This is a genomic window from Flavobacterium sp. ASW18X (assembly GCF_005144745.1).
Classification (GTDB): Bacteria; Bacteroidota; Bacteroidia; order Flavobacteriales; family Flavobacteriaceae; genus Croceivirga.
The window spans coordinates 1-17,486 of sequence record NZ_SWKK01000035.1 but is presented as its reverse complement, the minus strand read 5'-3'; the positions used below and the strand labels follow the sequence as shown (position 1 = coordinate 17,486).

The following is a 17,486-nucleotide window of genomic DNA, read 5'->3' as shown; positions in this document are numbered from 1 at the left end:
ACTTGTGAGTAATTGCTTTATGCATGGCTTGTTATTTTTTTTTTACAGGAATGCATCGGTCGCTACGCTCGGTCAGTTCTATATTTTTATGGATAATTCACAGGTGTCTTGCACCTCACGGTTAAACTTACTAGTTGTGAATTGCTTTCAGTTCTATATTTTTATGGATAATTCACAGGCTCTGTAATATTCTAATTCACTAATTACAAGTTGTGAATTGCTTTCAGTTCTATATTTTTATGGATAATTCACAGGATGAAAACCCTGAAGTGTCAGCAGCCATGAGTTGTGAATTGCTTTCAGTTCTATATTTTTATGGATAATTCACAGGTTGCGGTAGTTCTTTTTTGGCTCTAGTTGGTTGTGAATTGCTTTCAGTTCTATATTTTTATGGATAATTCACAGGATGAGATAGAAGAAAGTTATAATGATACATGTTGTGAATTGCTTTCAGTTCTATATTTTTATGGATAATTCACAGGTCTAATTCATTAACGTTTGATATGGTGTTAGTTGTGAATTGCTTTCAGTTCTATATTTTTATGGATAATTCACAGGTTTTCTGTAACTGCTACTGCTGATGAAGAGTTGTGAATTGCTTTCAGTTCTATATTTTTATGATGAGCTAAACAGATGTTCATTGATATACGGCAAACTGTTGTGAAAGCTGCTTGCAGCTTCACGAACTCCCTAGGCAAAAACTACCAACTTGTGAGTAATTGCTTTATGCATGGCTTGTTATTTTTTTTTTTACAGGAATGCATCGGTCGCTACGCTCGGTCAGTTCTATATTTTTATGGATAATTCACAGGAACTACATCCCTGAATTATAAGCATAAAAAGTTGTGAATTGCTTTCAGTTCTATATTTTTATGGATAATTCACAGGATGCTACGATTAAACTAACCGTTGTTGTTGGTTGTGAATTGCTTTCAGTTCTATATTTTTATGGATAATTCACAGGTCTTGGCCGGAACCACCGACAGAAGACGGAGTTGTGAATTGCTTTCAGTTCTATATTTTTATGGATAATTCACAGGTTTTGCCGACATAACAATTAGATTTGGAGGTTGTGAATTGCTTTCAGTTCTATATTTTTATGGATAATTCACAGGCTGCATTTATATTGTGTCTACTTGCTGGGGTTGTGAATTGCTTTCAGTTCTATATTTTTATGGATAATTCACAGGGTCGAGCCGTTCCGGTATGACCATACCCGAGTTGTGAATTGCTTTCAGTTCTATATTTTTATGGATAATTCACAGGGCCATCATAATAATGCCCACCCATTTTAGGGTTGTGAATTGCTTTCAGTTCTATATTTTTATGGATAATTCACAGGTCCCACAATATTCATAGCTCCAACTAGCAGTTGTGAATTGCTTTCAGTTCTATATTTTTATGGATAATTCACAGGGGGTCCAAGAAGCACCCCAACAATCAAAGGTTGTGAATTGCTTTCAGTTCTATATTTTTATGGATAATTCACAGGACTCTTTTGGTAAAGCTTTTACTACCTGTAGTTGTGAATTGCTTTCAGTTCTATATTTTTATGGATAATTCACAGGTTTTTCTCTCATAATATAAAACGCTTATTAGTTGTGAATTGCTTTCAGTTCTATATTTTTATGGATAATTCACAGGTAGAACAGAAATAAATTAAGAGTAATGCAAGTTGTGAATTGCTTTCAGTTCTATATTTTTATGGATAATTCACAGGTTAATAGACTTTCCATTACCATCTACCACGTTGTGAATTGCTTTCAGTTCTATATTTTTATGGATAATTCACAGGTATTTAACTCAATAGTTCCGTAAGTGTTTAGTTGTGAATTGCTTTCAGTTCTATATTTTTATGGATAATTCACAGGATTACCCCCTACGTAATCGCCATTTTCATCGTTGTGAATTGCTTTCAGTTCTATATTTTTATGGATAATTCACAGGATACCAGCTGCAAAAAGCTGGTTTTCTTGTGTTTAATAGCGTAATTAGAATTTAAAAATCAGGCTTAAAAATCTGGTCTTGCTTGCACCAAACCTCACATTTTGGGTTTTAAAATAGTTCTAACTGTTGGCTTGGTGGTTCTGGTGGCTGCTCTTTTTGCCCATGAAATAGTTCCATCATCCCAAATTGTTTATCCGTAATTTGCATAATGCCTACTTTTCCCTTTTTAGGTAAGGCATTTTTTGTTCGTTTTATATGCACCGCTGCATTTTCTCTACTAGGACAAAAACGTAGGTAAATACTAAACTGAAACATAGAAAAACCATCGTTTAGCAACTGCTTTCTGAACTTAGCCGCATACTTCCTCTCGGTTAAGGTCTCTGTTGGTAAATCAAAAAAAACTAAAACCCACATACTTCTGTATTGGTTTAACCTTTGAAAACGATGTTCCTCCATGGTTTATAATGGCACGTGTACTCCTTAAAAATTAGGATACAACAACTTTCTACTACTGCCCGCATAACACTCATATAAACTATTTGTGGTACGGCTCATGGCATTCATTAATGGGCTTTGTTTACCGTCTATCATCACATCCATAGCGGGTATACGTAACAATGCTGCTTTTAAATTCTGGTTTAGCTCTTCTATTTGACAACCGGTTTCCACAATATCATACACCAAAGCATCTACAAAGGGCCGGTAAGGCTCCATAACATCATCTGCCAAACAAAAAGCGTTATACTTATTACGGTGAAAAATACCAACCGAAGGCAAAAGCCCACTACTACACAATGCCCTTGCTGTTACCGCCCTAAGTATGGCATAGCCATAGTTTAATAAATTATTAGGGGCTATCCCCTTTTGGTTACGGCTAAAAGCTGGAATCGTAAATAAATTCTGAAAATAGTAGGCTGCTGCATAAGCTTCATGGTTATCCGTATCCCCACTTTTAACGTCTTTTGCCCAACGTTTTAATTTCAACGCATTTTTACCTTGTAGTAAAAGGTGTTGTGCCTGGTTCTCTATTTTGGCAGTAACGGTTTGCTGCCATAATTGTTTTTTTAAGGGAAGGCTGGCATTTAATTGATGGCGCATACGTTCCGTTTGTTCCGTATGGCCTACTAAGGGCTGAAAAAATGAACAGGGCAAATGTTGTTGGTCACAGCTAATAACCGCCGTTTTGTTCTGCACCAGCTTCATTAGCAAACCATTGGTAATGGTAATCTGCTGGTTTTCTAGCACCACATAGCCCAAATCTTCTATAGGGATTTTAGTTTCTTTTTTGTCCTCTTCTGGAAAACTGACGACCATTTGTTCGTTTTTGGTACTCAAATAGGCGGGATTAGCAAAAAATAAAGTGCGCTTAATCATAGCTTAAAACTTCCATTTTACAATTCCATCTAACCTCATTTCAAAATCCTTGTCTTCTATAGCAAAATTCCAGCCACTTGATGTTATTCTTAAAAGAGGAGAAAAATCATCAAAATGCATTAATGATTTTTCTCCATAATCTTTTTTAATATCTGTGTTACTTCCTGAAATAATATGATGTTTAAATTTTATTCTTCCATCAGACTCAAACTGATACATTTTATACATTCTCTGTGATAATTCCTCTTTCGTCAACTCTGTAAGTTCTTGCAAACTTTCTTTATAAAAAATAACTTTCTGTCCTGCCTTTAAAACAGCGTATAAGGGTAATTGCGTTTTCTTCTTAACTACTGAATTAAAATGTGGGATTTCAAAAAACTCTCTTTCATTTTGAATGTCAAGTTTTGCTAAGTCAAAAATTCCGATAATGCTAATAGCCCGTTCTTCTTTACCTTTTACATTTCCTTTGTAAAATAAGCAGTAAACATTCTCACCATTTTGTGCATAGGTTGTTTGTTTGTATTCTTTATCTGAAACAAAAGTATGTTGATGAGGCTGAACCGCCGTTGCGTGTTTTAATCTATCAAAACATCTAATATGCCTTATTCTATTTACTTTTTCTCCTTTTTTGTTAAGCATATATATGCCTTTTTCTAAAGCGTCTTTAAAGCTTTCGGATTTAGAAACTTGATTTTTTATTATCTGGAAAAGCGCTTGGTCTACAATAACTTTTTCTATGTCCTCTAGTTTTTTAAACCCTGGGCTAGCAGCGTCTTTGGCGTACAAGAGTGGTTTTCTTATTACAAGTCTTACCTCATCTTCAAGTTGCATTTTTTTATTCTCATCAAAAATGATTTTACCCAAATCATCACGCTTTGGCTGTTTTATGGCTCCATAAAGAGATTCGCCGTGTAATTGCCCACGTATTGCATCGCCTTTTGCCCATTTTACATTTCCATTATCATCATAATCTATTTTACCGCGTTTTCTAACCTTTTTAAAAGTTGGTGTGAGCGTTCTGTAGTCTTTTAAGTTATTGATGAGGATTTCTTTTTCAATATTTTTGATGAAACTTGGTGTAAAATCTGCCCAATCTACTGGCTTCTCATGATAGGTTCTACCTGTACGGTTATCTTTTTCTAATTGATATTTCTTAATGATTTCGTCACGATATGCTGGTTTGGGTATTAAAGTAAGGATAGCACCGTCTATGGCGTGGTGACTGTGCTTAGAGCGGTCTTTTTTGTCACTAGACAATTTTACACGATATACTTCTTTGAAAATATTGACAACATTTCCCTTTTGTACTTCAACTTTATTAAATACTGTTTTTAGGTAAGAAACAGCATACTTTGTCATTATTTGGGTATCTCGTAATTGACTATTACGCCAATTGGCTTTATACTCTTCGACAGTAAAAGTTTGTAATTTTTGTTTTAAATAGTCTAGATCAAACTTTAATTGATGACGCTTTTGAATAAATGCGTCCTTTATTTCTTTTGTACTGGCATAGCTTGTTTTTTTAACGTATTCATCTATTTGCTTTTCTAAATCTGTAATCTTACTCCACTGAACTACGGTAACTTCTTCCGTTTTGCCGCGCTTTTTCACGGTTTTCTTTTCAAGCGTTCGTTTGCCAAAAATGGCTTCAATATTTTTTATAATAGGTTGTATTGTTCTACCGTTAAATACACCTTCTGTATTGTAATTATCTAACTGTGTTGGGTATTTTTTACCTTTTACATTGGCGTTATAATTTTTGTTTGCTAGGGTTAAATTTTTTAGCTCATTATCAAAACTTATACTTGCAGGAATGGTGTGTTCAATATCAAAATGTTCACCATTGAGCAAGTCGCTTTTGTTTATAGTGTCTCCAGTATACAAGCACTTTTTTCCTTGCTCTTCCCATAGGCGAATTTTTCTAATTAAGTTTTTATCTTCGGAGTTATAAGTAGTACCAGTTTCATTATTTATTTCTTCAATGGTTTTTTTAAAGATGTTATTCTCACGTTCTCGTTGGTTTTGCCACCTTTCTAGTGCAATTCGATAATTTGCGTTGTTTAGTTCCCTTGCTATTTCAACTACTATTCTTGTATGCGCATCTATTTGATTGGTCTGCAATAAATAATTTAATATATGCTTTAACTTATGAAGTGTTTTTAAAGCCATAGGGTTTTTAAAACCTTTACTTATAGGTTCTGGGCTTTCTAACAATTTAAGTGAAATTCCTTCAAGCTCTGCACTTGGATTCTTTTTCAAAAAGGTTTCCACTTCATTTTCATTGATATAAACCGTTTTGCTTTTTAGTTCTACCTTCTCGTAAATTGATGAATTGGGATATTTTTCTTGTTCAGATGGATGCCATAAAAATTTTATGTTTTCATCAGCTACCTCATAGTGTTCTTGTATATAATTAAAAATATTCTGATGAATACGGGGCTGCTCAATAAATGCGCCTTTTTTAGCCTGAAAAGGTTTCTGTAAAAAGGACTTATATTCTTTTGCTATATAATCTAAATAGCTTTCTTGTTCCTCTGTATTTGTTTCTTTCCAAGTCTTTTCACCGAGTTCATCAATCAATTTTTGTTTTATCAAACTACGGTCCGAGACATCTAAATCTTCATTTTCGCTTAAATGATAATCACCTTCCGATACTAGTTCGTGTTTAAATAATCCATTTAAAACATTATTGAGTTTTCTTTTAGTAGCAACTTCATTATATATTACATCAATCTCACTAGAGAAATGGTCAATAAATCCGGTAGAAACCTCATGTGTTCCCAGTACCTTTTGAATATTAGCCATATACACCGCTTTAGAATATATAAATCCTTTTTTAAGATAAGGGAGAATCTTTTTTATGGCAGAAAGACTCAATGTAGCGTAACCTTGCTGTAGTTTTATTTTAGAAAATTTATTGGCTTTTTCTTCACTGAGCTTCAATTTCTCTAATGCAAACTCTTTTAACTTTTCTTCACTATCAAAGGTGCTTAGTATATGCCAAACATCTTCAAAGCTATAACGAGTGGTAGTTTTCTTTTTGGGTCGTTCTTCTCGCACAAAGGCCTCATCCCAACCAAGCTCATTTTTCCACTTATCACCAAAAAGGTCTTCAAAATTTTTAAGCAATTTGGCGGAAAGCACTTTTGTTTTGTCTCGATTAGAATAACCAGAATTAATAATTGCCCCGTCTTTATTCAGTTGTTTTAAGATGGTACTTAAGCTAAAATCGTTACCCGATTTGTAAAACATAGGGTAGATTATTTCCTTTAAATATGTACTCTGTTCCCAACCTTCAGGTGCTTGTATTTTTAAATTATTGATAAAAACCCAAGTGCGATATTCTTCATACAACGGATGGCTTACAGGGGCTCTTCGTTTGTTTTTCTCATAGGTACAGAGTCCTACCAAACCTTTTTGGGTGCGTAGTGGTCGCTGCCAAATAATGGCTTTATGTAATTTTGAATAAAAGTCGTTGTTTAGATTTTGAGTTTTACAAATTAATTTAAGCTCGTTTTCATAATCTCTGCGCAGGTTATAACGTTGCCGAATTCTAATTTTTTCAGTATCACTTGATTTTTCCTTTTGATAATGATATAAAGCGGCTCCTAAACTTTTGTATTGCTCAATATAATCTGCAATAGCATCTCTCCCTTTGGTTGTACCATCTTTTGAGCCTTTGAGCATAGTTTTTGCTTCTTCTTCGTCTCTACCTTTAAAGCCACGTCTTTGCACAAGCTGATAAAATACACGCCCTAGAATTTCTGGATTATTCTTAAAGACCTTTCCATCATTTTCTTCTTCACTAACCGCTTTTGCTCGAAACAAATAATAACTTTCGTGCTTGTCACCGCCAAACAAATGAAAATCGGGTTTTCCATCTCCATTAAAATCAAAACGCAACCAATTGATAAATGCTTCGGTTTGCGGATATTTTCGTCCTTCTTTTTTTGTGTATTTTCTCCAGCTATTTAATTCGTCTAAAGTTAAGGGACACATTTGTTGTTCAATTAAAAACTCTAGCAACGCCCATTTTCTATATTTTTCAGCTTGATAGTTTCTACGCTTTCCTCTACTTTCTGTACGCTTCTTTACTTTAGGAAACTCGATGCCTTTTTCTTCGCCAACCCCTTTATCAAAAATTAAAACACCTTTTTTAATTATTTGGTTGTCCTTTACCGTGATATCTCTTATTGCCCAACCGATAGAGTTGGTACCAAGGTCAATTCCTAAAGTTAAGTTGCTCATATATTATTTTTGTATATTAGAAGCCTGAAAGCTTTTCACAATAAGGCTATAAGCCGAAGAAAAATCTTAAATCCTGCGTACTCCGTGGGATTTTTTTTCAACTACTAAAAGAGTTTTTAACTCCAACTTAATGACCTTAATATTTATGGGGGAAGTCCAAATCTAAATTTGGCAGTTACAAAGTAGTGTTTTTTCTTACACCAAAGAGTAATTCTTTTAAAAAATTGTCCTTAGTGTATTATGAGGCTATAAAAAAAAAGCCTTCCAAAATTGGAAGGCTTTTTTTATGCTAAGTCTGCAGCTGCTATCAACCGCAGTATAGTATCTGTGACTTTTTTACTGTCCCATTCTTCTTCTATATTGGGGAGTTGCATTACGTGTTGCATAATACGTTCTTGGGCATCTCCTAGTTCTAAAGCTTCTGCATAAGGTCTGTTAGAAAAGGTAACCCTGCTGTAAACGGGTGTCCATTTATCTGGATGTTCCGCGGCAAACTTTTTTTCTATTTTCTTCTGGAGTAAAAACATAGGGTTGGCGGTTTTACTACTCATTTCTATAAAATTACGGTAACTTAACTCCGCAATAGCATCCGCATTTGGCTTGCGTTTCTTTTCGTACTGTTTAAAAATTTGTTCCCAGTCGTCTCCATTCGCTTCTATCAGTTGGTGTAACTCATAGATATCCTCAAAACCGGCATTCATCCCTTGCCCGTAAAACGGCACAATGGCGTGGGCAGAATCCCCTACCAAGGCTACTTTATCCCAATACGTCCAAGGAAAACATTTCATAGTCACCATTGCACTCGTAGGATTTTTAAAAAAATCTTTAGTTAAATCTTCTATCTCTTTACGTACGTTAGGAAAGTACTCTTTAAAAAAGTCTTTAGCCTCTTGTTCTGTGGTTAAGGTTTCAAAAGATACATCCCCTTCAAAAGGTAAAAACAGCGTACACGTAAAACTACCATCTAAATTGGGCATGGCAATTAGCATAAACTTACCTCTGGGCCAAATGTGAAAGGAATTTTTATCCAGTTTATGGCTACCGTCTTCATTGGGTGCTATGGTGAGCTCTTTATACCCTACATCTATAAAATCTTGAGAATAATCGAACCTACTTCTACGCTGCATTTTATGGCGCACTCTAGAAAATGCCCCATCACAACCAAAAATATGGTCATAGGCATATTCTTTCCATTCTCCTTTTTCCGTTTCGCCCGTATAGATTTTTGCTTCTGGCAGGTTTACATCCCAAACTTTTTCATTGAATCTAAATTCCACGCCGTTCTCCTCTGCTAAATCTATCATCTTACGGTTTAAAATACCTCTAGAAATAGACCATATAGCCTCGCCTTCTTTCCCGTATTTTTGGTAATAAACAGGTGTGTCATTTACATGCATGGCTCTTTGATAGAGCGGAATTGCAATTTTCTTGATTTCATCTTCTAAACCAACTTCTCTAAGCGCCTGCCAGCCTCTATTGCTCATTGCAAGATTGATAGAACGCCCAGAAAACTCTACCGTTCTAATATCTGGTCGCCTGTCAAAAACAGTAATCTGATGTCCTTTTCGTTTTAAATAAATAGCCAATAGCGAACCGACTAATCCTGAACCTATTATGGCTATATTTTTTGCTGCTTGCTGCTTCATTAATTCCTGTTTATGGGAGCGGAGTTTAATTAATCGTTAAATGTAAGAACAAATAATAACATGGTATTGGCAAAGATTTATTTTGTTTAATATATTTTTGTTTTAATTAAACATTTTAATCCATTGCATTCAAAATCCCACTTACCTACTAAAATTTGTCCTGTTTGTAACCGGCCATTTAGCTGGCGTAAAAAATGGGAACGTAATTGGGAGTATGTAAAATATTGTAGCAAAAAATGCAGCAAAAACAAATACAAAAATCAGGTACTGGGCTAGTCTGGTTTAGGAACGACTTGCGAGTTACAGACCAACTTTCGTTGGTAAAAGCTTGCGAGCACACTAAAACAATAGCCGTTTATTGCTTGGACCCATTGCTATTTAAAAAATCTTCCTTCGGTTTTACAAAAATGGGAAAATACCGCGCCAAGTTTTTATTAGAGTCGCTTGTAGATTTAAAAGCGCAGCTCAAAGCATTGAACATTACTTTATTTGTTGTCCTTGAAAGTCCAGAAACGTATATCCCTGCCTTAGTAAGCAAACACCATATAACAACCATTTATTTGCAGAAAGAGTGGACTAAGGAAGAAGTGGATAGTCTTAAGCAAGTAAAGGAACAACTTACAGAGAACGTGACCTTGTATGAGTCGTACTCGCAATTTTTATTTCACCCAGACGATATTCCCTATCCTAACTTTGATACCATCCCTAATGTTTTTACGGCTTTTAGAAAAAAGTGCGAAAAATATGCCACGGTTAGAAGACCAATTTCCGAGTGCAGTCCAAAGGCCCCTTCTAATTACTTCACCACAGAAAACAACCAAATTCCTACGCTAAAAGATTTAGGCTATTCTGACTTTGAACCCAACTTAAATACAGCCTTTCCCTTTAGTGGTGGCAGTACTGCAGCCAAAGAGCGTATTGCTCATTATTTTTATAAAACTGAAAATTTAGCCCATTATAAGGAAACAAGAAATGGACTTTTAGGAATAGATTACAGTTCTAAATTATCTGCTTGGTTGGCAAATGGAAGTATTTCTGCAGTAGAAATATACTGGGAAATTCAAAAATTTGAGAAAAACATTACTAAAAATCAAAGTACCTACTGGTTATTTTTTGAATTGGTTTGGCGCGATTATTTTAAATACGCTAGCCTAAAATATAACGACCGTTTATTCTATTTAAGTGGTTTTATGGACAGGACGTATGATTGGCACCTGAACGATAGAAAAAAGCAACAGTGGATAGATGGAAACACTCCAGATGCCTTTGTAAATGCCAATATGATAGAACTTGCCAAAACTGGTTGGATGAGCAACAGGGGAAGACAAAACGTTGCAAGTTATTGGTCTAAAACTTGGCAACAAGATTGGCGTATTGGGGCAGCTTATTTTGAAGAGCAACTAATAGATTATGATGTACATAGCAATTGGGGCAATTGGCAATATGTTAGTGGTGTAGGTAACGACCCCCGCAATCGAAAATTCAATACCAAATTGCAAGCAGAACGCTACGACCCACAAAACACGTATCAAAACCTTTGGCTACATGAAAATTAAAACGATACGATTGGTCTTAGGAGACCAACTTAATAGTAAGCACAACTGGTTTAGTAGTACGGATGACAGCGTACTTTACCTGATGGCAGAAATGCGCCAAGAAACAGACTATGTAAAACACCACTTACAAAAAGTGGTTGCCTTTTTTATGGCGATGCGCAATTTTGCAGAAGAATTAAGCACAAAAGGGCACCAGGTAAAATACTACAAAATTAATGATGAGGATAATCCGCAAAACTTAAATGAATTAATAACGCAAGAGGTATCCAAACACCAAGCGGCTTCTTTTGCCTATCAATTGCCAGATGAGTACCGGCTAGACCAGCAATTACTAAATATTTGCAAGGAACTTAGTTGCGATACTAGCGTGGAGGACACCGAACACTTTTATACCAAACGTAAAGACCTAGAAGAATTTTTTAAAGGAAAAAAGAACTTGCTGATGGAAAGCTTTTACCGCATGATGCGTAAAAAGCACCATATTTTGATGGCAGCAGACCAACAACCAGAGGGTGGCAAATGGAATTTTGACCATAGCAATAGAAAAAAATGGAACGGAGCACCCCAAATTCCGCACGAAAGGGGCTTTAGAAAAGACGCAACTAACCTGTTAGCAGAGATTGAAGCCGCAGGCATAGTTACATTTGGTAACATTCCAGATAATAATTTAAGCTGGCCTACCTCTAGAGCGGACAGTCTTGCCGTACTCAATCATTTTTGCAAAGAGTTACTAGTACATTTTGGAGATTATCAAGATGCATTACACACCCAGGAGTATTTTCTATTCCACTCTCGCCTTTCTTTTGCCATGAATAGTAAAATGGTTTCTCCAAAAGAGGTTATAAACAAGGTATTAGATAGTTATTATGATGAGGACCAACAGATAGCTATTTCTCAAGTAGAAGGTTTTATAAGACAAATTTTGGGTTGGCGAGAATATATGAGGGGTATTTATTGGAAAGAAATGCCAAACTACGCCAATCTGAACAAATTAGACAACACCAACAAGCTACCTGAATTTTTCTGGACAGGCAATACAAAAATGAACTGTCTAAAGCATGCTATTGGTCAGAGTTTGGATACAGCGTATGCGCACCACATACAACGTTTAATGGTAATTGGTAATTTTTCATTACTAGCACAATTGCACCCAGACCAAGTAGACCAATGGTATTTAGGTGTTTATATAGATGCGATAGAATGGGTAGAAATTACCAACACCAGAGGCATGAGTCAGTTTGCAGATGGCGGCATAGTGGCTACCAAACCCTATGTAAGTAGTGCCAATTACATTAATAAAATGGGTAATTACTGCAAAGGTTGCCATTACAAACACACTAAAAAAACGGAAAAAGATGCTTGCCCTTTTAATGCCTTATATTGGAACTTTTTAGACGACAAAAAAGAGTATTTTAAAGACAATCAGCGAATGGCCATGATGCTAAATCTATTAGAAAAGAAAAATGCATCGGAACTTGCCCAATTAAAAGAGCGGGCTCAAGAAATTATTAAAAATCCTGATAATTTTTAGACAAAACATCCAAAACGTACTTCCATACGTATATAAGTTGAACTATTCCGCGAGAGCGTCTATATATAGAAAGACCTTCATAAATTGTTTATGAAGGTCTTTTCATTTTTAAACGGTAAACTTTACTACTCTAAGATGCCGTCTACAATTCCATATTCTAAAGATTCTTTGGCATCCATCCAGTAATCACGGTCAAAATCTTTCATTACTTTTTCAAAAGATTGCCCACAATTATCTGCTAAAATCTGTGCCCCAATTTCTTTGGTCTTAATAATTTCTCTTGCCTGTATTTCTATATTAGACGCCTGTCCTTGAGCGCCACCACTAGGTTGGTGAATCATAACTCTGGCATGGGGTTGTATAAAACGTCTCCCCTTTTCACCCACAGATAACAAAATAGACCCCATAGATGCTGCTAGTCCCGAACAAACGGTAGAAACCGGACTCTTAATTTGCTTTATAGTATCATAAATAGTGAAACCAGAAGTAACATAACCTCCAGGACTATTGATAATCAATTGTATTTCTTCGTTGCTGATCATATCTAAATACAAAAGCCTATCCACTACATGTTTGGCAGAATCATCATTAACCATTCCCCAAAGGAAAACTTTTCTGTCTTCCAGTAATTTCTCTTGTATAAGATCTTGTACTTTTCCTTTTTTAGCACTCATAATATAAACTATCTAGACTTCAAAATTAATTAAAATAATCCGCTTTACAGTAACTAAAATCAAGCTAATAATTTTTCCTTCCTACAAATTCTTACATTAATTCTTATGCCAAACGTTAACCACAAAGAGCAATTGATTCACAACAAATTAATACTAATTTTAACATTTATCCGTTAACAGATTTTGTGATTTTAACGAAATAAACCACACAAACACCGTGTATTTTATCGATTAGGTAACGGGCTGTTTAATTTTATACCCGAATTGAAACCCAAATCAATTTACACCAGAACAAATAAACTTAACCCCTATGGGAAAAAATTACATCGCTAAAAATTACAGGCTGAGACTTGCTATCTTCGCAATATTTTCGTTGCTTACACAACAATTTTTAGTTGCGCAGCTACAAACACCTTTCTCTGCTAGGTATTCAGAAACCATAAATGGGGATGTTACCATGATTGCCAATACTGTACTTTCTAGAACAGCTACTGGCGATTATAATGGAGAAAATGGAAATCACAATTTTAAGGATAATGTGTTCGTGGATATTGACTCGGATAATTCCACTTTTAATTCGTCCAATGCAGAATTTAAAAATCCATTATCCGATGTAAGTTGTTACAACTTTAAAAAAGTACTGCTGTATTGGGCTGCTGCGGATAAGGAGTATGAAACAACGGCTACAGATACCATTGCAGGTACAGGTGGAGCAGAGCCTAACTGGAATTTTAGACAAGTAAAATTAAGGCTTCCAGGAGAATCCAACTATAGCACTGTTGATGCAGATGAAGTAATATTTAGGGGTAGAGACACCCACTTTGTAAACGACCCTTACGTTTGTGTTAAAGATATTACTGCAGAGGTAGATGCCTTGGCAGACCCTTTTGGCATTTATCAAGTAGCTAATGTAAAAGCTACAGAAGGTAGGTTGCAATCCCATTTAAATAATAGGACAGGTACCTCTGGTGGTTGGCAAATTGTTTTTGTGTATGAAAACGAAACTTTAAACCTTAGAAATGTTACTCTTTTTGATGGATATGTACATACCACACAAACAGAAGGCGAAACGGAGTTTACCTTTTCTGGTTTTCAGACCGTTCCTAGTGGACCAGTAAATGCGGATATTATTTTTGGGGCCTTAGAAGGTGACCGAGATATTACTGGTGACCGTTTTCAAATATTAGACACCAGCAACCAATGGTTCGAAATGACAGAGGGCTTGGGTGCAAACGTTGTTCGTGATACCGCCAATTTCTTTAATAGTAGAATCACCTTAAAGAATACAGATTTCTTAGATAGAACACCCGCAAGTACCAATACATTAGGATTTGACGCAGGGATTTTTGAATTAAAAAACACAGCTAATAACATTATTGGCAACAACCAAACTTCGGCTAGATTAAGGATTACCTCTACCCAAGAAACCTATGGTGTATATTTAACGGGACTAAGCATAGAAGTTTTTGAGCCTAACGTTGGCTCCATGCAGTTAACTACGGAAGATAACAATACGTTCTTAGAAGCTGGAGACAACCCCATATTACGTTTAACGGTGAACAACACAGGTAATGATGATGTTAGAAACTTGGTCATCACAACCACCTTACCAGAACAGTTAGATTTTATTGGGGACGCTAGTAGTCCCGCTGGTACTACGTACAGCTTTAATGCAGCCACAAGAGTACTAACAATAGCTGTACCTGATGGAGCTACTGATATTACTTCTCCTAGCTATAATTTAGATTTTGAAGTACACGTAAAAGACCCCTGCCCTGGTTGTTTAGATAATTTTGCTTTGCAGGCATCTGCAACCTATACCGGTGCTATCAATTCCACAGAAAAGACCAGCGTTAGTTCTGGCTCCTTTGATGATTGTAATTTACCCAATTACGACCCCACACAATTTACCATCAAACCAAATATTAGAATAACAGACGGTGCTGCAGAAGAAGGAAATACCATACCTGTTACTGTAACATCTAGCCATATATTGAGCAATCCGGTAAGTTTTGACGTTAGTTATAGCAATGATACCACTACAGATGATGATTATACCAAACCTGCCAATGTAACTATACCTGCCAATGCTAGTTCTGCTACTGTGGGTATTGTTGCTATTGATGATGATTGGGCAGAAGCTACAGAACAAACTTTTACAGTAAGTATTGGCAACCCTACTAGTGACGTTACCTTAGCGGATGACAAGGCTATTGCCACCGTAATAGATACCGATGTAGCTTATATAGTTGGGGGGAACTTTAGTGCAACTGAAGGTGATGATATTCAATACCGTTTCTTCTTATCTACAGGTCAAAATTCCGACGGCCGCACCTATGTAGGTATAGAAGACGAATATTTTTTAGATGCCTTATTTCAAGAAAAAGCAAATTCCACAGACCCAGCTACAGATGGAGCCGATTTTAATAGCTTTTCTACTACGGTGTCTTTTCCAGAAGGCTCAGTTGCTGGTACAGAACTATTTATTCCTGTTCCTACTATAGATGATAACATTCTTGAACCTACGGAAGAATTTGAAATTGTAAAGTCTTATAATTCCGCTGAGAACACAAAATATGGAACGGGGCCAAGAAGGGTAAGCATTAATCTAGAACGCAGTGTTTTACGTATTTTAGACAATGACAATTTTGCTCCTGGCCTAGGGATTAGTGTATCTGATTTTAATGTCCCAGAAAATGTGGGTACTGCAGAATTTGTAGTTTCATACAAAGGACTTACCATTCAAAACGGTTTTACCATAGATTATGAAGTAACCAATGGAACAGCTGTTCGCCCGGGAGATTACACAATAGATGCAAATGCATATACAGGTACGCTTACCTTCCCTGCAAACACTCAGAATGGAGATACCCAAACGGTTACACTCAATATAATTGACGATTTACTACTAGAGCAAGACGAAACCGTAAACATTAGATTATTGAATCCTTCTAATATTCTTATACCGCTAGTAGATGTTAATGGTGTAGGTACAATAGAAGAAAATGAAAGCTTTGGCGCTAATCAAGGTTTATCTGCAGAAGGTTTTACAGTTTCAGAAAATGAAGGCACAACCAACTTTACCATTCGTTATACTGGTCCCGATATACAAGATGCTTTTGATGTAAATTATGTAATTGCCAATGGTACTGCAACCACACCAGCAGATTATACGGTAGCTAATACTTCTGGCACAATTACATTCCCTGCAGGCACAAGAGCTAATGATACTATTAACCTTCCAGTAACTATTATTAATGATAATATAATTGAAGGTCAAGAGCAACTTACGTTAACCATAAACACTTCTAATGGTAGTTTAGTACCTATCAACGATGCTACCGCTAATGGTATCATCAATGATGATGACAGCACAGGTACGGAAGGTTTATCCATAATACAAAGCGATGTTATCGTAACTGAAGGTGTGGGCGTGACCGCAACTTTTGATGTGACCTTAACTGGGGATTATGCTTCTGGTTTCGATGTAGATTTCTCTACCGCTTTTGGTACGGCTACCGCCACCGACTTTACACCTATTACCAATGGAACTATTTCTTTTGCGGGTACCGATGGTGAAGTACAACAAATCGTGGTGTCCATCTTGGATGATGCTATTATCGAGGCCCAAGAAGCGTATACCGTTATCTTGAACAGCACTACCAATCCGTTAGTGCCTATAAACGATGCTACCGCTAATGGTATCATCAATGATGATGACAGCACAGGTACAGAAGGTCTTTCTATTGTTCAGACCGATGTTATCGTTACGGAAGGTGTGGGTGTAACCGCTACTTTTGATGTGACCTTAACTGGGGATTATGCTTCTGGTTTCGATGTAGATTTCTCTACCGCTTTCGGTACGGCTACCGCGACAGACTTCACCCCTATCACTAATGGAACTATCACCTTTGCGGGTAATAATGGTGAGGTACAGCAGATTGTTGTGAATATCATAAACGATGGTATCATTGAACCGCAAGAAGCCTACACCGTTACCTTGAACGGTACTACCAATCCGTTAGTGCCCATTAACGATGCTACCGCTAATGGTATCATCAATGATGATGATAGCACGGGTACGGAAGGTCTTTCTATTGTTCAGACCGATGTTATCGTTACGGAAGGTGTGGGTGTAACCGCTACTTTTAATGTGACCTTAACTGGGGATTATGCTTCTGGTTTCGATGTAGATTTCTCTACCGCTTTCGGTACGGCTACCGCAACAGACTTCACCCCTATCACTAATGGAACTATCACCTTTGCGGGTAATGATGGTGAGGTACAACAGATTGTTGTGAATATCATAAACGATGGTATCATTGAACCGCAAGAAGCCTATACCGTTACCTTGAACAGCACTACCAATCCGTTAGTGCCCATTAACGATGCTACCGCTAATGGTATCATCAATGATGATGACAGCACAGGCACCGAAGGTCTTTCTATTTTACAAACCGATGTTATCGTTACGGAAGGTGTGGGTGTAACCGCTACTTTTAATGTGACC

9 protein-coding genes and 1 CRISPR repeat array are annotated in these 17,486 nt (G+C 36.4%); of the genes, 4 read left to right on the top strand and 5 right to left on the bottom strand.

Going from position 1 to position 17,486, the window contains the following annotated elements; all coding sequences use genetic code 11:
- Nucleotides 1-780: 780 nt before the first annotated feature.
- A CRISPR array of direct repeats spans nucleotides 781-1,947; the repeat unit is 32 nt; unit sequence TCAGTTCTATATTTTTATGGATAATTCACAGG.
- A 108-nt stretch (nucleotides 1,948-2,055) separates the two neighbouring features.
- From cas2 to FBT53_RS15660, 4 genes are all read right to left on the bottom strand, one after another.
- The gene (cas2, locus tag FBT53_RS15675) at nucleotides 2,056-2,361 is read right to left on the bottom strand and encodes a CRISPR-associated endonuclease Cas2 (RefSeq protein ID WP_370324240.1); all 306 of its coding nucleotides are present in this window, start codon (nucleotides 2,359-2,361) and stop codon (nucleotides 2,056-2,058) included.
- Nucleotides 2,362-2,427: 66 nt separating this feature from the next.
- Nucleotides 2,428-3,321: a type II CRISPR-associated endonuclease Cas1 gene (gene cas1, locus FBT53_RS15670; RefSeq protein ID WP_136952134.1), complete on the bottom strand. Its 894-nt coding sequence runs from the start codon at nucleotides 3,319-3,321 to the stop codon at nucleotides 2,428-2,430.
- Nucleotides 3,322-3,324: 3 nt separating this feature from the next.
- Nucleotides 3,325-7,569: a type II CRISPR RNA-guided endonuclease Cas9 gene (gene cas9, locus FBT53_RS15665; RefSeq protein WP_136952133.1), complete on the bottom strand. Its 4,245-nt coding sequence runs from the start codon at nucleotides 7,567-7,569 to the stop codon at nucleotides 3,325-3,327.
- A gap of 284 nt (nucleotides 7,570-7,853) precedes the next feature.
- Nucleotides 7,854-9,215, bottom strand: coding sequence for an NAD(P)/FAD-dependent oxidoreductase (locus FBT53_RS15660; RefSeq protein ID WP_136952132.1), 1,362 nt, complete (start codon nucleotides 9,213-9,215; stop codon nucleotides 7,854-7,856).
- A gap of 123 nt (nucleotides 9,216-9,338) precedes the next feature.
- Here FBT53_RS15660 and FBT53_RS15655 point away from each other — a divergent pair, with 123 nt between their 5' ends.
- The 3 genes from FBT53_RS15655 to FBT53_RS15645 are packed head-to-tail and all read left to right on the top strand — an operon-like array spanning nucleotide 9,339 to nucleotide 12,302.
- On the top strand, nucleotides 9,339-9,491 hold the full coding sequence (locus tag FBT53_RS15655; protein ID WP_136952131.1) for a DUF2256 domain-containing protein: 153 nt from the start codon (nucleotides 9,339-9,341) through the stop codon (nucleotides 9,489-9,491).
- The gene (locus tag FBT53_RS15650; protein WP_136952130.1) at nucleotides 9,452-10,771 is read left to right on the top strand and encodes a DASH family cryptochrome; all 1,320 of its coding nucleotides are present in this window, start codon (nucleotides 9,452-9,454) and stop codon (nucleotides 10,769-10,771) included. Before FBT53_RS15655 ends, FBT53_RS15650 begins: the two co-directional genes overlap by 40 nt.
- The gene (locus tag FBT53_RS15645) at nucleotides 10,761-12,302 is read left to right on the top strand and encodes a cryptochrome/photolyase family protein (protein WP_136952129.1); all 1,542 of its coding nucleotides are present in this window, start codon (nucleotides 10,761-10,763) and stop codon (nucleotides 12,300-12,302) included. Before FBT53_RS15650 ends, FBT53_RS15645 begins: the two co-directional genes overlap by 11 nt.
- Before the next feature lie 125 nt (nucleotides 12,303-12,427).
- Here FBT53_RS15645 and FBT53_RS15640 read toward each other — a convergent pair whose 3' ends face one another.
- Nucleotides 12,428-12,976, bottom strand: a complete 549-nt coding sequence (locus FBT53_RS15640) for a ClpP family protease (protein ID WP_136952128.1) — start codon at nucleotides 12,974-12,976, stop codon at nucleotides 12,428-12,430.
- Nucleotides 12,977-13,286: 310 nt separating this feature from the next.
- Here FBT53_RS15640 and FBT53_RS15635 point away from each other — a divergent pair.
- Nucleotides 13,287-17,486 (top strand): Calx-beta domain-containing protein (locus FBT53_RS15635; protein WP_304993450.1); only part of this gene is annotated, 4,200 nt, incomplete at its 3' end.